Here is a 21,711-nt window from a genome sequence, read left to right as displayed (position 1 = left end):
TAATGCTCGCAGTACCGCCCCGGTTGCGGGATAGTGTATTACGACATGACAAAGTAAACGAGCAAAAAAACGGCAACCTACTTATTTACTTAAAATTTAACAGAAAAGTGATTTAAAAAAAATCAACATGCTAATAAACAATAACTTACAAAATATAATTTTTAGAAAATTTAATTAGTGTAGCACTTTTTCAGTACAATCAGGGTATTTATATAAGGTTTAAGTTGTGTTTTTTTACCGAAAAAGCAGCTATTATCTTAAGGAATTGCGGATGCATAGTGTCGCGAAAAAAACCTTGATAAGTTTTAGGGCAGACTCGCCAACAAAATGGACACTGTAGAAAGTGGTATCTGAGCGGGTGGTTAAATGACAACAGAATTAATAACCTTTGGAAAGAAGACTAAGTTCAGGTATGGGTTACGATTTGCTGTTTATATCGACAGCCTTGATAGCCATTATGCGGTGATCAAACTCGTCGCCGTGAATGATAGCTTTTGCTTTGATACGCATCTTATACACATAGATGGTTTTCTCAGAGTATTCCAGTATTTTGGCGATGGTCTCGGTATCGGTGATGCCCATACGCATCAGGGCGAAGATGCGCAGGTCGGTAGTAAGCACCTCATTCTCCTTAGGCCAGATCTGGTTTTCTTTTTTAAACAAGGTGTTAAACTCCTCCACAAAATTCGGAAAGATCTTAATAAACACCTGGTCGAAGGTATTGAATAGGGTTTCGCGCTCCTTTTTGATGTTAATGTTATTGGCCATTAACTGCAGGTCGTCGTATTTTTTTGCAGGCAGTTTGGTATCTACAGATCTCTTGATCCGTTCCAGCTGGAGTATATAGCCCGAGATAACGTTAAAAAAATACCCGATGTAGTCTTCCTTTATCTTGGTGCCTTCCATCAGCTTCTCATTCACTTTTTCAATTATCTTTTCTTTAGTCTTCAGTTTCTTATTACGCTTGTAAAGCAGAATAGACACCACGATGATAGAAACCGCCAAAACCGTGATCATACTGAGGCTACGGATATAAAGCTTCTCTTCCCGTTCTATAAACAAAAGCTTTTCGGATGCAACAATGGGTAGCAAGGTACCTATCTGTACTTTACGCTGCCTGGCTCCATAAAATTCGGCATCGGCAAGGGCGTGTTCCAGCGCTACATAGGCATTTTTGATATCCCCTTTTTTATACAGTATTTCTGCCAGCCAAAACAGGGCTATAGTTTCTTTGGTTGATGAACGGATATCGCTGATGGTGGCCTGGATAAGCAGTTTGATGCTTTTTTCCTGTTGCGGCGTATTCAGATAAACATTGCTTAATGTGGATGTAACAATGGCTTTCTGGTGTTCGGTAAGTGTTTTGGAGTTTAGCAGCCGGTAAAAAATAACGGCCGCCTCATCATTAAAACCATTCTTAAACTTTTTATATCCGGTAAAGTAAATATTATCGTACGAGCCAGGTTTGCTTAATGCAATGGCCGAATCGATATACTTATTGGCAGTGGCGGTATAAGCCGGTGCATAATGCCTGTCGCTGTTATAGTTGGCCAAGTCATAGTAAGCACGCATGACGATGGAATAGTACTCCACCTTGGCACCGTTATCCAGATCGTGCACATCGATCCCCCGCATACTGTCGAAGGTTTCTTTAAACATGCCCGACGATAGCAGGATGAAGCCAACCTTTATTTTGCTGAAATCTTCTTTTGGTTTATCGTGCAGGGTGTTGCTTATGGACAGCAGCTTATTGGCGTATACATAGGCGGAATCGTACTGGTACGATTTATACTCTTCATAAAGCTTATTACAGGCGTCAAACTGGCCTTTGAGGTTATCGGCGCGTACCTGGTTAAGCGTATTTTTAAGTACACGGATATGCGCTTCTTTTTGCCCGTCGTAAATACCTTTCCGGCCAAATTCTACCTTCAATTCTTCAAACGAATCATTGGTATCAGAATCAGCGAGTAGAAAAAACGGCGTCAAAACAAAAAAACAGAGTAATAATCCTCTCATAATCAGGCAAAAATCGCAGTTAGTGTGGCTAACTCCAGTTCCCCTAAAGATATGCAATTTTAAAACAACAAATAAAAGGCAACATTTACTCCTGCTATTTATGGAGTTTTTAGTTCTCAAATATTTAAGCATTTTTGGTTCTCCGGAATACCTTGGCCTGTTTTATTATTATCCATATAATTGTGTTCAGTTAGTTAGGAATGTATAAACCTGCCACCATAAAAGATATCGCGCTTGCGCTGAAGCTTTCTCCCTCAACCGTTTCGAGGGCGTTAAGGGATGAGTATGAAATTAGCGCGGGTACCAAAAAGATTGTGGTGGATTATGCGAAGTCGGTAAATTACAAATCGAACCCTAATGCGGTGAGCCTCAAAAACAGGCGCAGTTATTCCATCGGCATTGTTGTGCCCGAACTGGCTAACAGCTTTTTTTCGCAGGCTATAGCCGGTATCGAGTCCGTTGCTTATGAAAGAGGATATCATACCATCATTACGCAAACACACGATTCATCCGAACGAGAACTGATCAACGTAAATCATCTGGCCAACCGTTCTGTTGATGGCTTGCTGATCTCAATGTCATCGGGCACTGCCGATTATGCCTTTTTGCAAAAGCTCCATCAGGATGGTCTACCGATTGTTTTTTTCGACAGGATAATTCCCGGGATAGATACCTATAAAGTTACCTCCGATAATTTTAACGCATCGTACGAAGCTACGCTATCGCTCATCCGGTCAGACTGCAGAAAAATTGCCTTACTGGCCAATGCGCCCCAGTTATCCATCACCAACGAACGCTTCGCCGGGTACCAAAAGGCATTGCTTGAAAACGACATACCCCTGAGGCCCGACCTCATCCGGAACTGCCTTAAAGGTGGTAGCGATGACCAGGAAGTGGAGGACGCTGTAAAACAGTTACTATCCGGCCCGGATAAGCCGGACGCGATATTCATCACCAGCGACAGGATCAGCATATCCTGCATAAGGGCATTAAAGAAGCTAAAGTTCGATCCGCAGGAAATTATGGTACTGGGTTTTTCCAATTCTGATGTTGTGGACCTGTTACAACCGGAATTATCTTACATCAGGCAAAAGGCCTTCGAGATGGGCGAAATAGCCGTAAACATGCTGCTTAAACTAATTGAAAGCAAGTACCCCATCACCGAGTTTGAAACCAGGATCCTCAGCACCGAATTGCATAGCATAATGCCGCAGCGCTAAACCAGCGCTTCTCCACCCGGTATCCAAAACCAAATCCTACCACGCTTGTGCCAAATTATTTTTTCGGCGTTCAAAATGTCGGCTTCGGCAGTTGCTTGGTCCACTTAACCTGTTTACTGATTGAATAAAGTGCGCTACTGAGGTACCTTTGATCAACAAACAAAAACAATAAAATGGAAAATACAACAATTGGCAAAGTGCTTTACACAGGTAAAACACATACCACAGGCGGCCGCGATGGTGGATCGGCTATTAGTTCAGACAATAATCTTGATGTTAAACTTTCGGTACCGGGCGCAGCAGGAACCGGTACTAATCCCGAGCAGCTTTTTGCAGCGGGCTGGTCGGCATGTTTCATCGGCGCTATGAGAAAAGCCGCGGCTAAATTAAAAGTTAGGTTTCCGCAGGATGCCGCAGTTGATGCAGAAATTGACCTGGTATTAACCGGCGAAGCGTACTCCCTGCAGGCTCGCCTAAATGTTAGCCTGCCCGGCATAGCACCCGAACTGGCCCGCGAAATTACCGAAGAAGCTCACCTAACTTGTCCGTATTCAAAAGCAACACGCGGCAATATAGATGTAGTGACCAATATTATTTAAACCTGTCAACTTATAGAAAAGCCTGCCTGGTAACACGTGGCAGGCTTTCCTTATTTTAGGCAAGCTGAACAAGCATCAAAAGTTAAAAACTACCCGTACCCCGGCCTGCGACAGGTTGAGTTTCTGCTCTGAAAAATCCTGAACCGGGATCTTTAAATACGGTTCCAGCGACAAAGATTTATCCCCGGCAATGTGTTGTACAAAGCCAAACGACAGGTTGTAAAGCGCGACAAACTTGTTTTGCTTCAGCTTTTCGGGTGTTACCGCTTCGGTGGAAATCTGGTTAAACGTCCTATTTTCGTATTGAACTGCTCCCTTTTCATCAATATAGCTGGAAACTATGGGCTTTTGCTCACTGAATTGCAGCGTTTGTGCCTGCCTGCCAATAGCATATGCCGAGATGCCTGCTTTGGCATAAAATTTCTTGTTTACATGATAACTTACCTGCAACGGTAGTTCCGTCCCCGACATATTTGCCTCGGCGCTGATCAGTGTTTTATCCTGTGTTGCTGTTGCCATCGCTCCGCCATTCGCTTTTTTAGCTCCCATTTGGTTAAAGAACACCCCTGTATTAATGGAGAGCCTTTCGTTGAGTTTAAAATTCACCTCCGCCCCTACATTGATATTACCTTTCTGCCTCGAATCCAGTGCCCCGCCTACCGCAAAACCGAAGCTCCAGCGGCCTTTAGCCGGTAAACTGTTTGCAGCAATGTCTTTTACACCATTTTCTTCCTGTAGAAGGTCCTGCATGGTTTTAGCTGCGGTAGCTTTTTTTGCTGGTGCGGGCAGTATTGGAGCAATAGTAATAACAGACGCCTGTTCGGGACCAGTAGTTCTATCAGTCACAACCACATTGTCCGTTGGTTGTTCACTTGCCCCGAACGCTACCTGCACATCGTCAGATGGTTTCAGCCGCGCAAGCATAAATCGATGCGGTGGTTCGTTATGCCTTTTGATCTCTCCCCTGTGGCTTACCTTCCCGCGTGCAAAAGTTACAACCTTGTGCTTGTCCCCGCCCAGTTTAAGCCCGCACAAAAAAAGGCAGAATACCACTAAGACTACGGCTGCTTTAGCCAGCAAAAACCAAACGCTATTTTTTGGTTTATTTTGGTGGTTCTTAAAGTTTTCCCATGCACCGTCCTCATAGTCCAGCTCAAAATGCTGCAACTCATCTTTGATGTGATCTATTAATTCAACTTGCATAGCTAATGCTGTTTATACTTTTTTGATAAAGCGTGCGTAAAGTTTTCTTAGCGCGGGCCAGGTACACGCGGCTGTTGGCATAAGGAATTTGGAGGCTTTCGGCAATTTCTTCGTGGCTGTATCCTTCTATCTCGTACATATTAAAAATCACCTTCTGCATAGCAGGTAAGCTATTCAGCAGTGCCAAAATATCCTGTACATTCATTTTGTCGGTAACGCTAACCGGCTCCGCATCCGCAGAATCTGTCAACTCCTCCACCCTGAAATAGTTTTTGTCGACCCTGAGGAAATCGATCGCGGTACGCGATGTTATTTTGGCTGCCCAGCCTTTGAACGACCGGGATAAAACAATAGGGTCATCGGTTATGCCAAACCTGTTGAGATGTTTAAAAATCTTTACAAAAGAGTCGTTCACCAGTTCTTCCAGGTCGCTGGCATTATCAATGTAGCGCCTTGCAACAGCCTTCAGATACCCGTAGTAGGATCTGTAAAGCCATTCTTTACATTTTTCATCCCCGGCAATACAGCCGGTGATGACACCGTCAAGTCGTTTTATTTGTTTGATCACCTACCTATCCGCAATTCCTGCTACACCATCATCAAAAAATTAAACCCCTCTTGCGCATGTAAGAGGGGTTTAAAAAAATATCGCCGTTTATTTGTTGGTTATTACGCCTAAAGCCAGCTTAGTGCTATCTGTAGCCGCTTTTAAACCTTTAGCCAAAATGGTGTAGATCTTCCCTTTTTCTACTTTTACTTTAGGGAGTGTTGCCAATATGGTTGTTCCGGCATTTTCTTTTATCTCAAAACCCACTTCGGCACCTGGGTCAACTGAAGTGAACGCGGTAGTTGCTTTAAAGTCTGTTTTAGAAAACACAACCGCTTTACCTGTTATACCCAGGTCAAGGCTACCGGCATCGGGACTAAGGTTTATAAAACGAAGCTTTGCTTTGTCGGTAGCAGGCGCGCTCAGGTCGTCCTCGGTTACAATTAAAGTTGCTTTTGAAGGAATATCGGCAATAAATACAGAGTAGGCCTGGTCGCTTTTTACGGTAATATTTGATTTTGTAATCACCCTGGCCGAATCTTTTTTGGTAATGCTGAATTCGTAGCTGCCTGCCTGTAGTGCGCCGTAGGTATTAAAGGTGTTGTAAGTAAGCGCTTTAAGGTTTACTTTGGTACCGTTAAGCTTAAAAGTGTATTCTGGTGAACCCGGAGAAACGTGCGCGATGGCTAAGCCTGCGGGTAAAGATGATGTACCGTTATCATCCTTAGTGCAGGAAGATAACATGACTGCGCCTGTTAATAAAGCGGCGGCGATACGGGAAACAAATGAGCCTTTGTTGTTAAGAATGTTCATAGGATTGAATTATAAATTGTTTATGTGTTTATCCTGTGGAACGGGCCGAACGCGAAGATTGAAACAGTGGGATGTTATTTATTTACCGGTTTAATGCCTTGAGCTGGTTAAGCTAATGAGGGTCAGCTATTTCAATTAAACAGTGAAATGCAATTTTTGAATGTGGAAATGAAGACTGGCGGAGTTGACAGATGATTTGAAAACGGATTTGGTAAATACTCAAAATAGATAGAAATTGCTGAATAGGTTGTGCCTGTACATTAAATTATTGCTGTCTTTTTTAAAAATCACCCGAAAGTATGACCGAAAACACGATCCATTAAGCCAATTTTGGGAAAGATTTAAACTTTAAAACAACACAAGAAATGAAAAGGATAATTTGGAACTGCGGATTAGTGGCCGGCGTGATAAGTGTATTGTGGCCCGTTATTAATGAGGGACTACAGAGCAACAGTTTAAGCCTGAACACCCGGATGATCTTTGGATATGCCACCATGATATTGGCACTTTCTGTCATTTTTGTGGGGATTAAAAATTATAGGGATACTTACAACAACGGCCAGATAACTTTTGGTAAAGCGCTCGGTATTGGCCTCTTGATAACGCTTATCGCGTCGACGGTGTACGTGGTGATCTGGCTGATCGACTTTCAATATTTCGTTCCCGATTATGGCGAAAAATACCATGCCCAAGTAATAGCCGAAATGAAGGCAAGCGGGGCGAGCACGGCGGAAATACAAAAGAAGACGGCCGACATATCGCCTATGATGGCTCAATATAAAGCGAGCTTCACCTTTAGAGCAATGTTCACCTATTTGGAAATTGCGCCGGTTGGCATTGTGATATCGTTAATAGCCGCGCTGATCCTTAAAAATAATCCTAAACCAGCTCCAGCAAACTTATAGACTAAATTAAAACTGATAAATATGAAAAAAGTAACAGGCATTGGCGGTGTATTTTTTAAATCTGATGACCCGAAGGGGATGAACGAATGGTACGCCAAAAACCTTGGGTTGCCTTCCAGTGCATACGGAACAACATTTGAGTGGCGCGAGGCGGAAGATACCTCGAAAGAAGGTTCCACATCCTGGTGCACCTTTCCGCAGGATACCAAATATTTCAATCCGTCGACCAAACCATTTATGATCAATTACCGGGTGGAGAATTTGATTGAACTGGTAGAGGAACTAAAAAAAGAGAACGTGACCATTGTTGATGAAATGGCGGAATATGACTACGGCAAATTCATCCACGTGCTGGATCCGGAAGGGAACATCATTGAACTCTGGGAACCAAAATAGTTATTAAGAGGATTATACCCAACTGGGCGGGTTACCCGCCCAGTCTTTGCTACATTCTTCCTGGTTCTTTTGATCTAATAAAATAATGCACGTTTAACGCCCATCTCAAGCCCTCTCAATTCTGCCAGCCCTTTTAGTCGCCCTATTACCGAATAACCGGGATAGGTGTTGTAATTATAATCGTCGAGTATTTTATGTCCATGATCCGGCCGCATGGGGATGGCGATATCGGTCCTGCCGACACTTTGGCGTTTTGCCTGTTCGGCAACTACTGCCTTCATCACTTCAAACATATTGGTACTGCCGCTTAAATGTTCTGCTTCATAAAAGCTACCATCTGCCTCGCGCAGAACGTTACGCAGGTGTAGGAAATGTATATGACTGCCCAAACGAGAGATGATCGCTGGGATATCGTTATCACCACGGGCACCAAGCGAGCCGGTACAAAGCGTAATGCCGTTACTCGGCGAAGGGTAGGCATCTACAACATCCTGCAGATCCTGCCCGGTGGATACTACCCTTGGCAAGCCCAATATCGGAAAAGGCGGATCATCCGGGTGGACACACATTTTAATGCCGTATTCCTCTGCGCGGGGTACAATAGCCTTTAAAAAATAAGTTAGGTTGTCCTTTAGTTTCGCAGCATCCACATCGCTGTATCGTTTCAAATGCGCTTTAAATTCGGCAATCGTAAACACCTCATCCGTTCCGGGCAGGCCCGCTAACACTGTATTTGTTAATAGTGTTATTTCGTCGATACTTAGTCCATCAAGGTATTGTTTGGCTACTATTTGTTGGCTGGCACTAAATTCTTCGTAAGCCCCTGCCCTTTCTAAAATATAAAGATCAAACGTGGCCAAAGCAATGGCATCGTACCTTAAAGCCGAAGCATTATTTACCAGCCGGTGATCCAGATGCGTACGGGTCCAGTCGAGCACCGGCATAAAGTTGTAGCATACTGTATTAATACCCGCGCTGCCAAGGTTAGCCAAAGTCGCCACGTACCGCTCGATATATTTATCGCGTTCTGCCGCGCCGGTTTTTATGGCTTCGTGGATATTAACACTTTCTACCACCGCCCAGTTAAACCCAGCCGCATTAATATCGGCCCGGTAAGTTTTTATCTCGGCGGCACTCCATACCTCCCCGCAAGGGATGTGGTGCAGGGCAGAAACAATACCCGTTGCGCCTGTTTGCCCGATGGCTTGCAAGGTAACCGGGTCGGCAGGACCAAACCAACGAAATGTTTGTTCTAAATCAGGTATCATTTACTTCTCAATTTAAAGGGAGCGAATATCTATCCCTTCCCTTACCAAAGATTTAAAAAAAATCGCACTGTTGGAAGAGTTTTTGCAATCGATTGTAATATTTCATTAATATTGTAAACGCTCGCGTATATTTATTAACCGAAACAAGCGTTGTCAGGGAATCATCACTGCGAAATAAACCCATAACCGCCTCTATACAAATGAACTTAAGCACAAAAGTGGCCCTCGTAACCGGCGGCGCATCCGGTCTCGGTTTTGCTACCGCAAAAAAATTAACAGAAAATAACATCAGGACCGTTATTATAGGTCGCGATGAAGCTAAACTAAAAAATGCCGTAAGCCTTTTGGGCGAACTTTGCAGCTACCGCGCTTTCGATCTGAACGACATAGCGGGAATCCCGGGCCTGGTAGCCGATATTGTTAGTGAGTTTGGTACACCGGATATATTGGTGAACAACGCTGGCATCAACCAAAAGAAACCCTTTGTTGAGGTTACCGACAACGATTTTCAGCAGATCATTCAAACCAACCTTACAGCAGTTTTTGTATTGAGCCGCGAAGTGGTTAAACACATGGCCGCGGCAGGCAGTGGCAGCATCGTTAACATCAGTTCTATGGCATCTCAGTACGGCATACCGTACGTAATTGCTTATACCGCAACCAAGGCAGCCATTGAGGGTATGACAAGGGCTATGGCGACCGAACTATCACCGCAGGGCATACGGGTGAACTGTGTGGCGCCGGGTTTCATCGCCACAGATATGTCGGCCAAAGCACTGGACAATGATCCGAACAGGAAACAAAAGGTACTGTCAAGAACCCCGATGGGTAAGCTGGGCGAGCCAAGCGATATTGCTGAGGCCATACTTTACCTATCATCAGATGCGGCAAAATATGTTACCGGTGTAATATTGCCGGTAGATGGCGGCAATTCAATCGGATTTTAACGCAAATAAAATAAAACGCAAAAGGGTCTGTTTAAATTGAACAGACCCTTTTGCGTTTTAAAAACTACTCAGCTATCTACCAGAAGATGGTATACAGTGCTACCAATATCCCACAGATGAGCATCGCCCCTACTGCAAAAGCATTGGATGTTTTAAACATTTTAGCATCTATTTCCAATCCATTGGTTTCTTTGCCTTTAGCGGCGTCTATTAAGCTGATGATAACCATTCCGGCTACGCAAATGATAAATACAAAACCCATCCTATCCAGGAATGGGATCTCATACAGACCGCTCTCCGCGTTCTTAGTAGCAAATCCGCTTGCTGCTAATGAGGACAGATCGACAATCTTTGGCAGGAATTTAAAGAATACCGAGAATGCGAAACCACCGATGGTAGCAAACAGCGCCGCGTTAGACGATGCCTTTTTCCAGAAAAAGCCCAGGATAAACATGGCGAATATACCCGGAGATACAAAGCCCGTATACTCCTGTATAAACTGGAAGCCGCCTTTTTTATCGATCCCTAAAAACGGTGAAATGGCAACGCCCAGTATCATGGCTACTACTACGGTAATTTTGCCCACCACAACCAACTGGTGGTCGGTAGCATCCTTGCGGATCTTCTTTTTATAAATATCCAACGTAAAGATGGTGGCAATACTATTTGCCTTACCCGCCAGCGAAGCAACCACCGCGGCGGTTAATGCTGCGAATGCCAGTCCCTTAACACCATTTGGCAACAAATTCAATAATACCGGGTAGGCATTATCATGGTTGCTGGTAATACTGCCCATCATTTCCGGGTTAAATACATTTTGCTTGTACAAAATATAAGCGGCAATACCAGGCAATACCACTATAAGCGGCATTAAAAGCTTTAAAAAAGCCGCGAACAGGATACCACTGCGCGCCGTATTCAGATTAGCGCCTAATGCACGTTGCGTAATGTACTGGTTACAACCCCAATAGTTAAGGTTCACTATCCACATACCACCTATCAGCACGGTAAGGCCAGGCAGGTCGCCGTAGCTTGGATTATCCTTTTTCAGGATCATCTCAAAGTGGTCGTTAGCGTGCGTGTACATGTCCGACAGGCCGTTTAGCAAGCCGGGGTGACCGTAAAATTCACCTACTTTGGTTACCGCTATATAGGTTGTTACCAACCCGCCCAGGATAAGGAAAAACACCTGGATAACATCGGTATAACCTATCACCTTCATCCCTCCCAGGGTAATGATGATAGCAAAGATGGCAAGGCCGGCTATACACAACTTAAAATCGATACCCGAGATGCCGTTGATGGCAATGGCGCCGAGGTACAGGATAGATGTTAAGTTTACAATAACGTATAGCAACAGCCAAAACACCGCCATGATCATGGCAACGGTGCTGTTGTACCGCTGGTGCAAAAACTGCGGCATGGTAAATATCTTATTTTTAAGATACACCGGTATAAAAAATACCGCCACAATAACCAGCGTTAAAGCCGCCATCCACTCGTAAGTAGAGATGGCCAAACCCATGGTAAAGCCGTTCCCGCTCATGGCAACAAACTGCTCGGCAGAGATGTTAGAGGCGATCAAAGAAGCACCTATGGCCCACCAGGTAAGTGAGCCTTCGGCTAAAAAGTAATCTTTGGAAGTCGCGTCGGCATTGTGCTTACGGCGATATATCCAGTACCCGTAACACGCTACGATCAAAAAATAGATCAAAAACACGGCATAATCGCCGTATGAAAGAGATTTCATTTATCTGCTCAGTTTAATATTAAGTTTATAGCGAATGAATATTAGATATAACGGTTTATCAAATTTTCCAGATATTCTTGTCTTCCGCTCTTAGCAGTCGGTTCGCCATTACCAGCAGCGTAGTTACGCAGATCTTCTAAAGAAAGCGCACCGTTTTCATAGTCTTTACCAGCGCCGCTGTCAAAAGAAGCATAACGGTCTGTCCGCACTTTTTTGTAATCGGATTTTTGCAGAATATTATCCGCTATAAGCAGCGCCCTTGCAAAAACGTCCATACCGCCAACATGCGCGTAGAACAGGTCTGCCGGATCGGTTGAGTTACGACGGATCTTCGCATCGAAGTTGATACCACCACCTGATAAACCACCCGCCTCTAAAATGATGAGCATGTATTCTGCCACCTCGGTAATGTCGTTCGGGAACTGATCAGTATCCCAGCCGTTCTGCGTATCGCCACGGTTGGCATCTATCGAACCCAGCAAACCGCTATCAGCAGCAACCTGCAGTTCATGCTGGAAGGTGTGGCCAGCTAAAGTAGCGTGGTTCACTTCCAGGTTCAGTTTAAAATCGTTCAGCAGATCATATTTCTGCAGGAAGCCAAATACCGTTGCCGCATCATAATCATACTGGTGCTTGGTTGGCTCACAAGGTTTTGGTTCGATAAAGAAAGTACCGGTAAAGCCCTGTTTGCGTGCGTAATCCTTAGCGGTATGCAGAAATTTGGCCAGGTGCTCTTGCTCGCGTTTCATATCGGTGTTCAGGAGGCTCATGTAACCTTCGCGACCACCCCAGAACACATAATTCTCGCCACCTAAAGCAATGGTAGCATCAATAGCAGCTTTTACCTGTGCGCCGGCATGTGCCAGTACATGGAAATCGGGGTTAGTAGATGCACCGTTCATATAACGTGCATGGCTAAATACATTGGCGGTACCCCAAAGCAACTTTACGCCGCTTGCAGCTTGTTTTTGTTTGGCATACGCTACCAAGGCCTGCAGGCGTCTTTCGTTATCGGCCACATCATTGGTATAATCTACCACGTCAATATCGTGGAAGCAATAATACGGCAAATTCATTTTGGTGATAAATTCGAAGGCCGCGTCCATTTTATCCTTAGCGCGTTCTACCGCGTCAGCTTTAGCATCCCAGGGGAAAACATGGGTAGCACCGCCAAACGGATCGGCACCATTACCATTAAACGAGTGCCAGTAAGCACAAGCAAAGCGCAAATGCTCTTTCATGGTTTTGCCCGCAACTACTTTATCGGCATCGTACCAGCGGAATGCCAGTGGATTATCAGATTGTTGCCCCTCAAATTTTATCTGGCCTATCCCTTTAAAAAACTCTTTTTCTCCCGTTACAATTGACATAGCTTTTAATTTTTATATTTTATTAAATTGATGATAAACTTGCTAAATGCTGGTTAAGGATGGCTTTCCAGCTTTGATAAACCTCTTCAAAATCACTGCCTTGCGGCTCTATCTGCCGGATAGGTTTTGCATTACTAAATGCCTCAGCCGGTGAAAATATCTCTGCACCTATACCCGCGCCAAGCGCCGCGCCCATACTGCCATCGTTGTCATAAAGTTCTACTGGTACGCCGGTAGCGTTTACAAAACTTTCGGTAAACAGGCTGCTTAAAAACAGGTTGTTTTTGCCAGCGCGTATTATCGTTGGCGACATGCCATTCTCCCTCATAATATCAAGCCCGTACCTAAAAGCGCAGGCAATACCCTCCTGCGCCGCCCTGAATATGTGCGCGGGGGTATGTAAATTCAGGTCGATATTATGCAAGTGTGCCCCCACCTGCTTATTGCTCAGCATTCGTTCGGCACCGTTGCCAAAAGGCATTATGCGCAGGCCGCCACTGCCTAATGGAGCTTTCTCCGCTTCGGCGTTTATTTGCTGATAGTTCATGTTTGCCGCAAACGTATTCTTAACCCAACGGTAAAGGCTGCCCGTACCGTTTATACAAAGCAAAACGCCAAGTCGCTTGCTGTCATCGGTGTAATTTACGTGGGCAAAGGTGTTTACACGTGATTGCGGATCATACGCAAGCTGATCGCTTACGCCGTAGATAACACCCGATGTGCCAGCTGTTGCGGCTACCTCCCCCGGTTTTAATACGTTTAAGGATAAAGCATTATTGGGCTGGTCGCCCGCTTTGTACGTTACCGGTACACCCGCTTTTAGTTGCAACGCGGCACCCACAGCCGGTGTTACCCTGCCATGTGCCGAAAACACGGGTTTAACAGCAGGGAACAAACTATCACTGAAACCGAAATACTCTATGATCTCTTTAGAGAGCCCGTTGAACTGGAAATCGAAGAAGATTCCTTCGGACATGGCCGAAGCCGATGTAGTGATCTCGCCCGTTAACTTCATGGCGATATAATCGCCGGGGAGCATGATCTTATCTATCTTATCATATATCTCGGGCTCGTTCTGTTTTACCCAAGCCAGTTTTGACGCTGTAAAATTACCGGGAGAATTGAGCATATGCGACAAGCAGGTTTCGTGCCCGATATCTTCAAAGGCTTTGTCGCCAATTTCTACCGCGCGGCTGTCGCACCAGATGATGCTGTTGCGCAAAACGTTCTGGTCTTTATCCACCAGTACCAAACCGTGCATCTGATAGGCAATGCCAATAGCGGTAATATCTTTGGGATCGTAAACGCCTTTTTGATGGCATAAGGCTATCGCCCGCTCTGTTTGCTCCCACCAGCTGTCTGGCGATTGCTCGGCCCAGCCGGTTTGCAGGGTAATTATCTGCGCTTCTGTTTCGGGGTATTGTGCCGAAGCCACAAGGCGTTGCCCGTCGATATCGACAACGCTGATCTTCACGGATGATGTACCTAAATCGATACCTAACAATAGCATAAATAGTAGCTGTTTTTGGTTATAATTGCAGAAACGAAATTAAATTAAATTCATTAAAAAGCAATCGATTGTTTTAATTTATTTTACAAGTCATCATTTACTATGAAACCAAAAAAAAGAACTACTATTTACGATATTGCCGAAAAGCTTAACCTTAACCCTTCCTCAGTATCGAGAGCCCTTAATAATAGCAATTCGGTTAATGATGCTACCAAAAAACTGATCTTAAAAACGGCTAAAGAGCTGAATTATACCCGTAATACTCTTGCATCAAATCTTCGGAAGGGCCATTCAAAAACAATTGGCGTAGTGGTGCCCCGCATTAACCAAAACTTTTTCTCCAATGTGATAGCGGGCATAGAGGATGCTACCTATAAACAGGGTTATAACCTCATTATTTGCCAATCTAATGAATTGTACGATAAAGAGGTGCAGTGTGTGAACACGCTCATCAACCAACATGTAGATTGCATCGTGATCTCTATTTCGGTTGAAACTATCGATCATAAACACCTGCAAAACATCATGGACCACGGTATACAACTTATACAGTTCGACCGTGTTGCCGATGAACTGGAAACCTTGAAAGTAACCAATGATAACGAGCAATCATCTTTTGAGGCTGTTAGCCACATGATAAAACAAGGCTATAAACGCGTTGCTTTATTGGAAGGGCCGCAAAAGCTCAATATTTTCAGGCAGCGAAAGATCGGCTACCTGCGCGCACTTGAAGAAAACGGCATACCTGCTATACCCGAACTAATGATTGAAAACGCCTGGACCAAAGAGCTAAGCGCGAACGCAACCCGCGAGTTACTAAGCCTGCCGCAACCACCCGATGCGATCTTCGCGTCCACATCAGATTTTTCGGCTTTGGGTGTTTTAGAAGTAGCAACCGCCATGAATGTTAAGGTGCCAGAGGAGTTAGGCATTTGCGGTTACTCCAACGAAGACTTTACGGAGATAACCAGCCCATCTATTACTACTATCGATCAGTTCAGTTTCTACATGGGCAAAACAGTAGCCAACCTGTACTTCCAGGAAATGGAAAATACCGATACGATGGTGGTACCAAAAATTATCAGCATCAAACCAAAACTTATTACCCGTTCTTCCACCCAAAAAAGCTAATCCGTTATCCCAATGCCGTAACGGACTTATTAAAAGCCGGTTAAAACTTAATAGGTTTTAATCTGGGAATCATAAAATGCATAATTACCCAGGCTAAAATATAGGCGCTGCCGCAGACGACAAACATAATGTAGTAAGCGGTTTCTATTTGATTGATAGCGCGGTAATGGATAAATAATGATTTTTGGACCAATAACGAAAGCAAAACGCCGCCAACAGAGCCAAACATCCCGCCAATACCTGTTACAGAACCAACCGCGCTTTTTGGGAACATATCTGATACCGTAGTGAAAATATTAGCGCTCCATGCTTGGTGCGCGGCTGCTGCCAGGCCTATGATAAACACCGCCAGCCACATATTTACACCACCTAATACCTGCGCAAAAACGATGGGTACAACTGCTATCGCATAAAACAACATAGATGTTTTTCGGGCCCTAAAAGCAGGCCAGTTGCGTTCCATTAATCGTTTTGGGATATAACCACCTAATACACTGCCAAATACCGAAAGCGTGTATACCAGGGCTACCGGTAAAGCTATAGCGGTACCGGTTATTTTGTACTGGCTCTCTAAAAAATCCGGCAGCCAAAACAGGTAGAACCACCAGATAGGGTCAGTAAGTAATTTACCGATGGAAAACGCCCAGGTTTGCCGATAGCTTAATAGTTTAAGCCAGCTTAGTTGTTGCGGCTGATGATCCGAAGGCAATTGTTCTTCATCCGCATTAATGTAATTAAACTCGGCCACGGTCAGCCTTTTTTGCCGTGAGGGGATCTCGTAAAAAATAAGCCAAAGAACTATCCATATAAAGCCGATAGCGCCTGTTAGTATAAAAGCCCATCGCCAACCCCAGAACACAGCGATAAAGGGCACTGTTAAAGGAGCAACTATAGCACCAATGTTAGCCCCCGAGTTAAAGATCCCGGTAGCCATAGCACGTTCTTTTTTGGGAAACCATTCGGCGACGGCTTTGATTGCCGCCGGGAAATTCCCCGCTTCACTTACTCCGAGCGCGGCTCTCACCACACCAAAACCGAATGTGCTGCTTACGAACCCATGGCAAACCGCAGCAATGCTCCAGAAAAAAGTTGAGAGCAAATAGCCCTTTTTGGTACCTAAATGATCTATGATCCGGCCAACGCCAAGTAAGCCCAGTGAGTATGCTATCTTAAAGGCGATCTCAATATTGGCGTAATCACCATCATTCCAGTTGAATTCCTTGGTAAGGTGAGATTTAAGCAGACTGATGACAGACCTGTCGAGATAGTTTACCGTGGTTGCAAAGAAAATTAATGCACAAACAACCCACCTGTAATTAGGTATTTTAACTTCATTCAAAATATTGGCGTTTATAATTTAACAACAAATATAATTTATTTTAGCAATCGATTGCTAAAGCAATTTAAATGTTTCACCTTTATGCTTTATAATTGATTTATAAGATAATGAAACTGCCTTTTGAGATTGGGTAGTTGATTATTATTAAGGGCCGCAAAGCGGCCCTTAATGTTTCTTTTGATTTATACATCAACCTGTTACGGCAAACTAATTAACAGACGAACAGATCGAGAATAGAAAAACAACCAATACACCTTTAGTTTGTTTTTCTATAATTTAAGATGGCCAGTGAATTAAGCACAATGGCAAAGCTAATAAGGTATACTAATTCAATTCCCACCTCCGGGAAACCGCTGCCTTAAAGCACGATCAAACGCGGTAGATCACATCCCAAAACTGCCTGCGAGTAAGCGGGTCCACCCCGCCGATCGGTTCATCCAGGAAAACGATCTTGGGCCGGTCAAATATCGCTACAGAAAAAGCCAGTTTTTGCTTCCAGCCCAGCGGTAATTCGCCAACCAGCTTTTTGGCTTCTTTTTCCAAACCCAGGGTAGCTACCAATACGCTGCTGCGCTGTTTGATCTCCGGGCGGGATACGCCATAAACACCGCCATAGAACTTAATATTTTCCAGCATGATAAGGTTGTCGTAGAGTAGCGAAGCGCTAACCGCGAACAGGCTGTAATTGCCTACACTCGTACGGCGGCGTACGCCGAATTTGAAGAACATAACAAGGCACGCCAACCGTCGGCAAAGTTGCCGACCTGCCTGTTCTGTCGAAAGATATTTTTATCGATCCGCAATTAATGGGAACTCAAAGCATACTGACCATGGTAAACGGAAATGTAGTTTATGACAATGGTTTACTCAAAATTAAATAGGGATAGTATAACATATAAGATGGACTTACTTGTTACTACATTCTATAGAACGGTTTGTTATCATAACTTTAAAATATAACAAATCAACTATTCACCGCTGTACGGAATAATAGAAGAAGGATTGCAAATACTGGCGGGGAACAGACCTTTTGGGTTATCTCTTGATTTTTGTCAGGTAAAGTATCAATTGTTTATAACTGCTAATAACATTTCAATATAATGGATTAATAAGTATCTATGTGAAGAACCCTTTACATGAATCGCTTGCTTAATTAGTGATAACAAGATACTGTTAGGTGCTTGCCAGCTTACTGTCCTCAAGTGCGCGCCTACAGCCACTGGTTGATTACATTGTAGCAATCTAACCTATAGTATTGCCCTTGCTGCTTACCTGTTGGGTACTATAGCGGCTAAGAAATAGTACGACTACGAGCTTACCAAAACAGCATGATTAAAAGGAGTCTCCAATAATAATTAACGAGGCCGACATTGCAGTCCGACCATCTAATTGATCCGCCTGTAGTAGAGTTATACCACAGTTACCAAGTCGAGACACTACTTATTCAATTCACGTCTAAAAATTTTTTTATAATTAAAGCTGGTATTATAACCGTGCTAGTTCTGCTTAACCTCGCAATATTTATACCTATAAATACGCCATCAATATCGAATACCGGGCCGCCGCAACTACTCGGTTGAACACTGGCATCCTGCACAAAAACGGCGTGAAATCCATCTCGTCTTATACTTTTTCCACCGACAAAGTTCTCGGCCGGATGATTACCAACTTTTTGAGGCGGGTATTTCAATACTACAAGCCTTGTTATCTTTTGCCCGGCCCTTGTGATGGCGACAGTTGCAGTATCACCTGCTTGATATTTGCCAAAAGCCTTTACAAAATCTAATTCATCTGCAACAGGAAGGCCATCAACAGATTCAACTATATCCTCTATCGTGAAACCGCTGATTTCTGCTGCGCTGCCGGGTTGAATAAAGGTAAATACTAGTTTATCGCGTTTAAAACCTGTGCTTGCACCAATATATCCATGGCTTGTTTTTGGAGGAAGATTGATTTGCATGGTACTTAAAACACCTCTTAGTGCTATTGAGTCCGGACGGGGCGATCTTAATTGCCGACCAAGATGTTGAAACGCTGTATTACCCGTATCATCACTGCCGAACTTAATGCCTTGGTTTACCATTACTGATGATCCAATAAGTACAAGGTCATTAGCACGGTCTCGCTTAAGCACAATGCCCTTAACAATATTGCCGTTCTCCAATGCAATCATCGGTGTTTCACCTACCATAGAACTTTTGCTGACTATAAAACTCTTAGCCACTGCATTGTTTGCATGCGATATATCCAAGGATAATACAGCACCCAGAATATAACGCCTGGTGCCATTTATTAAACTGCTTATCCGTACACAACTTTGCTTTAATTTTTTGTCACTTCTTACCTGAAGGTCCAATTGGTATTCTAATGGAATTTTGCGAATAGCTGAGAATAGTGAATCGCTTCCAAGAACGTCAGTATCTGCCGGTAATAAAGTAAAGTTCCCACCGCTTTTTAATGCACTGTAATATTTGCGATAAGTGTCAATCGGGACTTCATAATTCACGTTTTCTGCAACTTCAATACCACTGTGAATACCAATAACCCTACCAAGCAAATCAAATAACGGCCCACCCGAGTCGCCTGGCTCCATTACGCATGTCGACTGCAAAAAACCGTATTTATTTTGCAATATTGATATGTGTCCAAACCTAACACTTGGTTTGCGCTGCTCTAAAGTTTCCGGATAAGCTATACTGATACAAGGCGCGCCTGCTGTTAAAGACGATACCCAACCCATTTCTGCGAACGGCCAGGAGCCTTCATCAACAATTTTTAGCATGGCTGCATCAGGCAACATAAAAGCGGGCGGGATGGAGATCCGCCCCTGGCCCTTTGCTACGCATTCCTGCCCATCTGGAAACATCACCCGGTAACTTTTACCGGGTGTTACAACGTGCGCTGCGCTTAATATATCGCCATTTTTACTAACCACTACGCCACTAAACTGAGCACCTTGCCTTGTGTGCGAAATAGCATCAATCTCCCACATCAAAACCGACGCTTTATAGCCTTTTGCCACAGCTCCTGATACATAGCCAGAAAGTTCGTTAGCAATTGATCCTTTTGGTTGTGTGTATGCTGCTGAAACTGCCAGAGATTGAACTGCAGCAATTAGTAACACCTGGCATTTATTCATACCGAAGACTTTATGAAAATGAAGCCGGTAACAAGCCGGCTTCGGGTAATTAACTATGAGAACTGATTGATTGTTCGTAAATGTTTGTTGCGATTACATGCCGACGCACTTTCAGTGTTACTTCTTTTCGTTGTAAACCTGAAATTCGGCTATCGAGACCTGGCTGCTCGCTTTCCTGATAGAGATTCTTACTTTATCGCCCTTTACAGCAGTAAAGCGGTGCACTTTAATCCTATTGGTATTTTCCCCGTTAAATAAAGTTATCCAGGTACCGTTTGCGAAATAATCTATGCTGTAGTCGGATATATTTGCTATCTGCTCTGCAACAACCACTGCGTTAAAAACCTGCCCCTTTTTCAGGGTCACCTCGTACCATGGTGCCTTAACGGTTGGGTTAGAAACCCAAGAAGTACCAAAGTCATCGTCGTTAGCATAGTCCATAATGGCGGAGTCATCGCTCCAGCTGGAATTAGCAAATGCCTTTCTGGCGAAGTTGTGCGATATAATAGGCGCATCTATTACCGGAAGTTTTGCGCCTGGACCTGCGTTTTTCCATAGCACGCCAATTTCCTTTAGCGCAACCAATGCGTTATCGTCGAAAAGGCCGTCGCGGTTTGGCGCCACGTTTAAAATAAAATTGCAGCTCACGTTATTTAGTGGTATAAGTATATCATTCACAATTTTAGCAGGCGCTTTTACAGCATCCGTTGGGTGGTTGGTTTCCCAAAACCAGTTGTATTGCAAAGGGAGGCAAGCGAGGGCTGGCATCCTATTGTTATCTGTAGCTACGCGTTGCCCGGCGCCCATTTCGTAAGTTTTTATATCGGTGTAATACATTCCCTCCGCAGGATATTTAGCTCCGTTAAGATCCATCACCAGGCAGTTGGGCTGTAGAAATTTGATAAGCCGATATATTTCCTCAAATGGCACATCGTCATAACTAATGCGCGACCACGGCGCATCCCAGCCATCAATGATCAATGCATCAACCTTGCCGTATTTGGTCATAAGCTCGGTAATTTGGGCCTTAACCATATCGATATGCTTAGGAGTAATCGCATTCGGCCGTAGCTTATGGTGTGTATCTAATATCGAATAATAAAGGAATACTTTAAGCCCGTTGGCTCTAAAAGCGTCTGCATACTCCTTAACTACGTCTTTTTTTAATGGACTGTTCATCACATTGTAATCAGTTGTTTTGGTATCCCAGATGCAAAAGCCGCTATGATGTTTGGTGGTGATACAACCATAACTCATATTGGCAGATTTGGCGGCTTTAGCCCACTGATCGCAATTGAGTTTAGTTGGATTGAACAAGGCGGGCGATGCTTCCGGATCGGCCCAGTCCTGATTCATATAAGTAGGGATATTGAAGTGTATAAACATTCCAAAACGCAGGTCGACAAAATCCTGTTGTAATTGGGCAAGGGTATTTACCGGCTCTTTAGGTGCCAGCTGTGCCTTTAAATTTAATGAAATTGAAGCAAAGAGTATTAAGCCAAGGGCCCTAAGTTTAAACATTGTATTTTTATTAAAACGCGGCTTTACCGCTCTATAG

General features: G+C 44.1%; 18 protein-coding genes. 6 read left to right on the top strand and 12 right to left on the bottom strand.

Features of this window, described 5'->3' with window-relative positions; translation table 11 throughout:
* Positions 1-417: 417 nt before the first annotated feature.
* Entirely contained in the window at positions 418-1,986 is a 1,569-nt protein-coding gene (locus ABIX36_RS26325; protein ID WP_348085149.1) for a DUF6377 domain-containing protein, read from the bottom strand.
* Between the two features lie 230 nt (positions 1,987-2,216).
* On the opposite strand from ABIX36_RS26325, the gene ABIX36_RS26320 reads away from it, so the two are divergent.
* Both ABIX36_RS26320 and ABIX36_RS26315 read left to right on the top strand, forming a co-directional pair.
* Entirely contained in the window at positions 2,217-3,236 is a 1,020-nt protein-coding gene (locus ABIX36_RS26320) for a LacI family DNA-binding transcriptional regulator (protein ID WP_348085148.1), read from the top strand.
* 173 nt (positions 3,237-3,409) lie between these two features.
* Positions 3,410-3,835 (top strand): organic hydroperoxide resistance protein, encoded by a 426-nt coding sequence (locus ABIX36_RS26315; RefSeq protein ID WP_348085147.1) that lies wholly within the window; start codon positions 3,410-3,412, stop codon positions 3,833-3,835.
* A 75-nt stretch (positions 3,836-3,910) separates the two neighbouring features.
* Here the strand turns inward: ABIX36_RS26315 and ABIX36_RS26310 are convergent, their stop codons facing one another.
* The 3 genes from ABIX36_RS26310 to ABIX36_RS26300 all read right to left on the bottom strand — a co-directional run bounded on the left by ABIX36_RS26310 (position 3,911) and on the right by ABIX36_RS26300 (position 6,398).
* Positions 3,911-5,038 carry an outer membrane beta-barrel protein gene (locus ABIX36_RS26310; protein ID WP_348085146.1) on the bottom strand — a complete coding sequence of 376 codons (1,128 nt, stop codon included), beginning with the start codon at positions 5,036-5,038 and terminating at the stop codon, positions 3,911-3,913.
* On the bottom strand, positions 5,028-5,606 hold the full coding sequence (locus tag ABIX36_RS26305) for a sigma-70 family RNA polymerase sigma factor (RefSeq protein ID WP_348085145.1): 579 nt from the start codon (positions 5,604-5,606) through the stop codon (positions 5,028-5,030). The genes ABIX36_RS26310 and ABIX36_RS26305 overlap by 11 nt, the downstream gene beginning before the upstream one ends.
* A gap of 87 nt (positions 5,607-5,693) precedes the next feature.
* The gene (locus tag ABIX36_RS26300; protein WP_348085144.1) at positions 5,694-6,398 is read right to left on the bottom strand and encodes a DUF4397 domain-containing protein; all 705 of its coding nucleotides are present in this window, start codon (positions 6,396-6,398) and stop codon (positions 5,694-5,696) included.
* Between the two features lie 365 nt (positions 6,399-6,763).
* Between ABIX36_RS26300 and ABIX36_RS26295 the strand changes: the two genes are divergently transcribed.
* On the top strand, positions 6,764-7,303 hold the full coding sequence (locus ABIX36_RS26295; protein ID WP_348085143.1) for a DUF4199 domain-containing protein: 540 nt from the start codon (positions 6,764-6,766) through the stop codon (positions 7,301-7,303).
* A 21-nt stretch (positions 7,304-7,324) separates the two neighbouring features.
* On the top strand, positions 7,325-7,699 hold the full coding sequence (locus tag ABIX36_RS26290) for a VOC family protein (RefSeq protein ID WP_348085142.1): 375 nt from the start codon (positions 7,325-7,327) through the stop codon (positions 7,697-7,699).
* Positions 7,700-7,773: 74 nt separating this feature from the next.
* On the opposite strand, the gene uxuA is transcribed toward ABIX36_RS26290, so the two are convergent.
* The gene (uxuA, locus tag ABIX36_RS26285; protein ID WP_348085141.1) at positions 7,774-8,967 is read right to left on the bottom strand and encodes a mannonate dehydratase; all 1,194 of its coding nucleotides are present in this window, start codon (positions 8,965-8,967) and stop codon (positions 7,774-7,776) included.
* Between the two features lie 200 nt (positions 8,968-9,167).
* Between uxuA and ABIX36_RS26280 the strand changes: the two genes are divergently transcribed.
* Positions 9,168-9,914, top strand: a complete 747-nt coding sequence (locus ABIX36_RS26280; RefSeq protein ID WP_348085140.1) for an SDR family oxidoreductase — start codon at positions 9,168-9,170, stop codon at positions 9,912-9,914.
* Between the two features lie 76 nt (positions 9,915-9,990).
* Here the strand turns inward: ABIX36_RS26280 and ABIX36_RS26275 are convergent, their stop codons facing one another.
* From ABIX36_RS26275 to ABIX36_RS26265, 3 genes are read right to left on the bottom strand one after another with little or no spacing between them, the layout of a single operon-like run.
* Positions 9,991-11,664: a sodium/sugar symporter gene (locus tag ABIX36_RS26275; protein WP_348085139.1), complete on the bottom strand. Its 1,674-nt coding sequence runs from the start codon at positions 11,662-11,664 to the stop codon at positions 9,991-9,993.
* 41 nt (positions 11,665-11,705) lie between these two features.
* Complete coding sequence (gene xylA / locus ABIX36_RS26270; protein ID WP_348085138.1) at positions 11,706-13,034, bottom strand: xylose isomerase; 1,329 nt, start codon at positions 13,032-13,034, stop codon at positions 11,706-11,708.
* A gap of 22 nt (positions 13,035-13,056) precedes the next feature.
* Positions 13,057-14,544, bottom strand: coding sequence for an FGGY family carbohydrate kinase (locus ABIX36_RS26265; RefSeq protein WP_348085137.1), 1,488 nt, complete (start codon positions 14,542-14,544; stop codon positions 13,057-13,059).
* Positions 14,545-14,646: 102 nt separating this feature from the next.
* On the opposite strand from ABIX36_RS26265, the gene ABIX36_RS26260 reads away from it, so the two are divergent.
* Positions 14,647-15,675 (top strand): LacI family DNA-binding transcriptional regulator, encoded by a 1,029-nt coding sequence (locus ABIX36_RS26260; protein ID WP_348085136.1) that lies wholly within the window; start codon positions 14,647-14,649, stop codon positions 15,673-15,675.
* A gap of 40 nt (positions 15,676-15,715) precedes the next feature.
* On the opposite strand, the gene ABIX36_RS26255 is transcribed toward ABIX36_RS26260, so the two are convergent.
* From ABIX36_RS26255 to ABIX36_RS26240, 4 genes are all read right to left on the bottom strand, one after another.
* Positions 15,716-17,014 carry an MFS transporter gene (locus ABIX36_RS26255; RefSeq protein WP_348085135.1) on the bottom strand — a complete coding sequence of 433 codons (1,299 nt, stop codon included), beginning with the start codon at positions 17,012-17,014 and terminating at the stop codon, positions 15,716-15,718.
* A gap of 369 nt (positions 17,015-17,383) precedes the next feature.
* Complete coding sequence (locus ABIX36_RS26250) at positions 17,384-17,743, bottom strand: ATP-binding cassette domain-containing protein (RefSeq protein WP_348085134.1); 360 nt, start codon at positions 17,741-17,743, stop codon at positions 17,384-17,386.
* Between the two features lie 715 nt (positions 17,744-18,458).
* Positions 18,459-20,153 (bottom strand): trypsin-like peptidase domain-containing protein, encoded by a 1,695-nt coding sequence (locus ABIX36_RS26245; protein ID WP_348085133.1) that lies wholly within the window; start codon positions 20,151-20,153, stop codon positions 18,459-18,461.
* Positions 20,154-20,270: 117 nt separating this feature from the next.
* The gene (locus ABIX36_RS26240) at positions 20,271-21,674 is read right to left on the bottom strand and encodes an alpha-L-fucosidase (protein ID WP_348085132.1); all 1,404 of its coding nucleotides are present in this window, start codon (positions 21,672-21,674) and stop codon (positions 20,271-20,273) included.
* Positions 21,675-21,711: the final 37 nt, after the last annotated feature.

This window comes from Mucilaginibacter sp. (assembly GCF_039925265.1).
Classification (GTDB): domain Bacteria; phylum Bacteroidota; class Bacteroidia; order Sphingobacteriales; family Sphingobacteriaceae; genus Mucilaginibacter.
The sequence above is the reverse complement of the archived record's forward strand: the minus strand, read 5'-3'. Positions and strand labels throughout refer to the sequence as shown.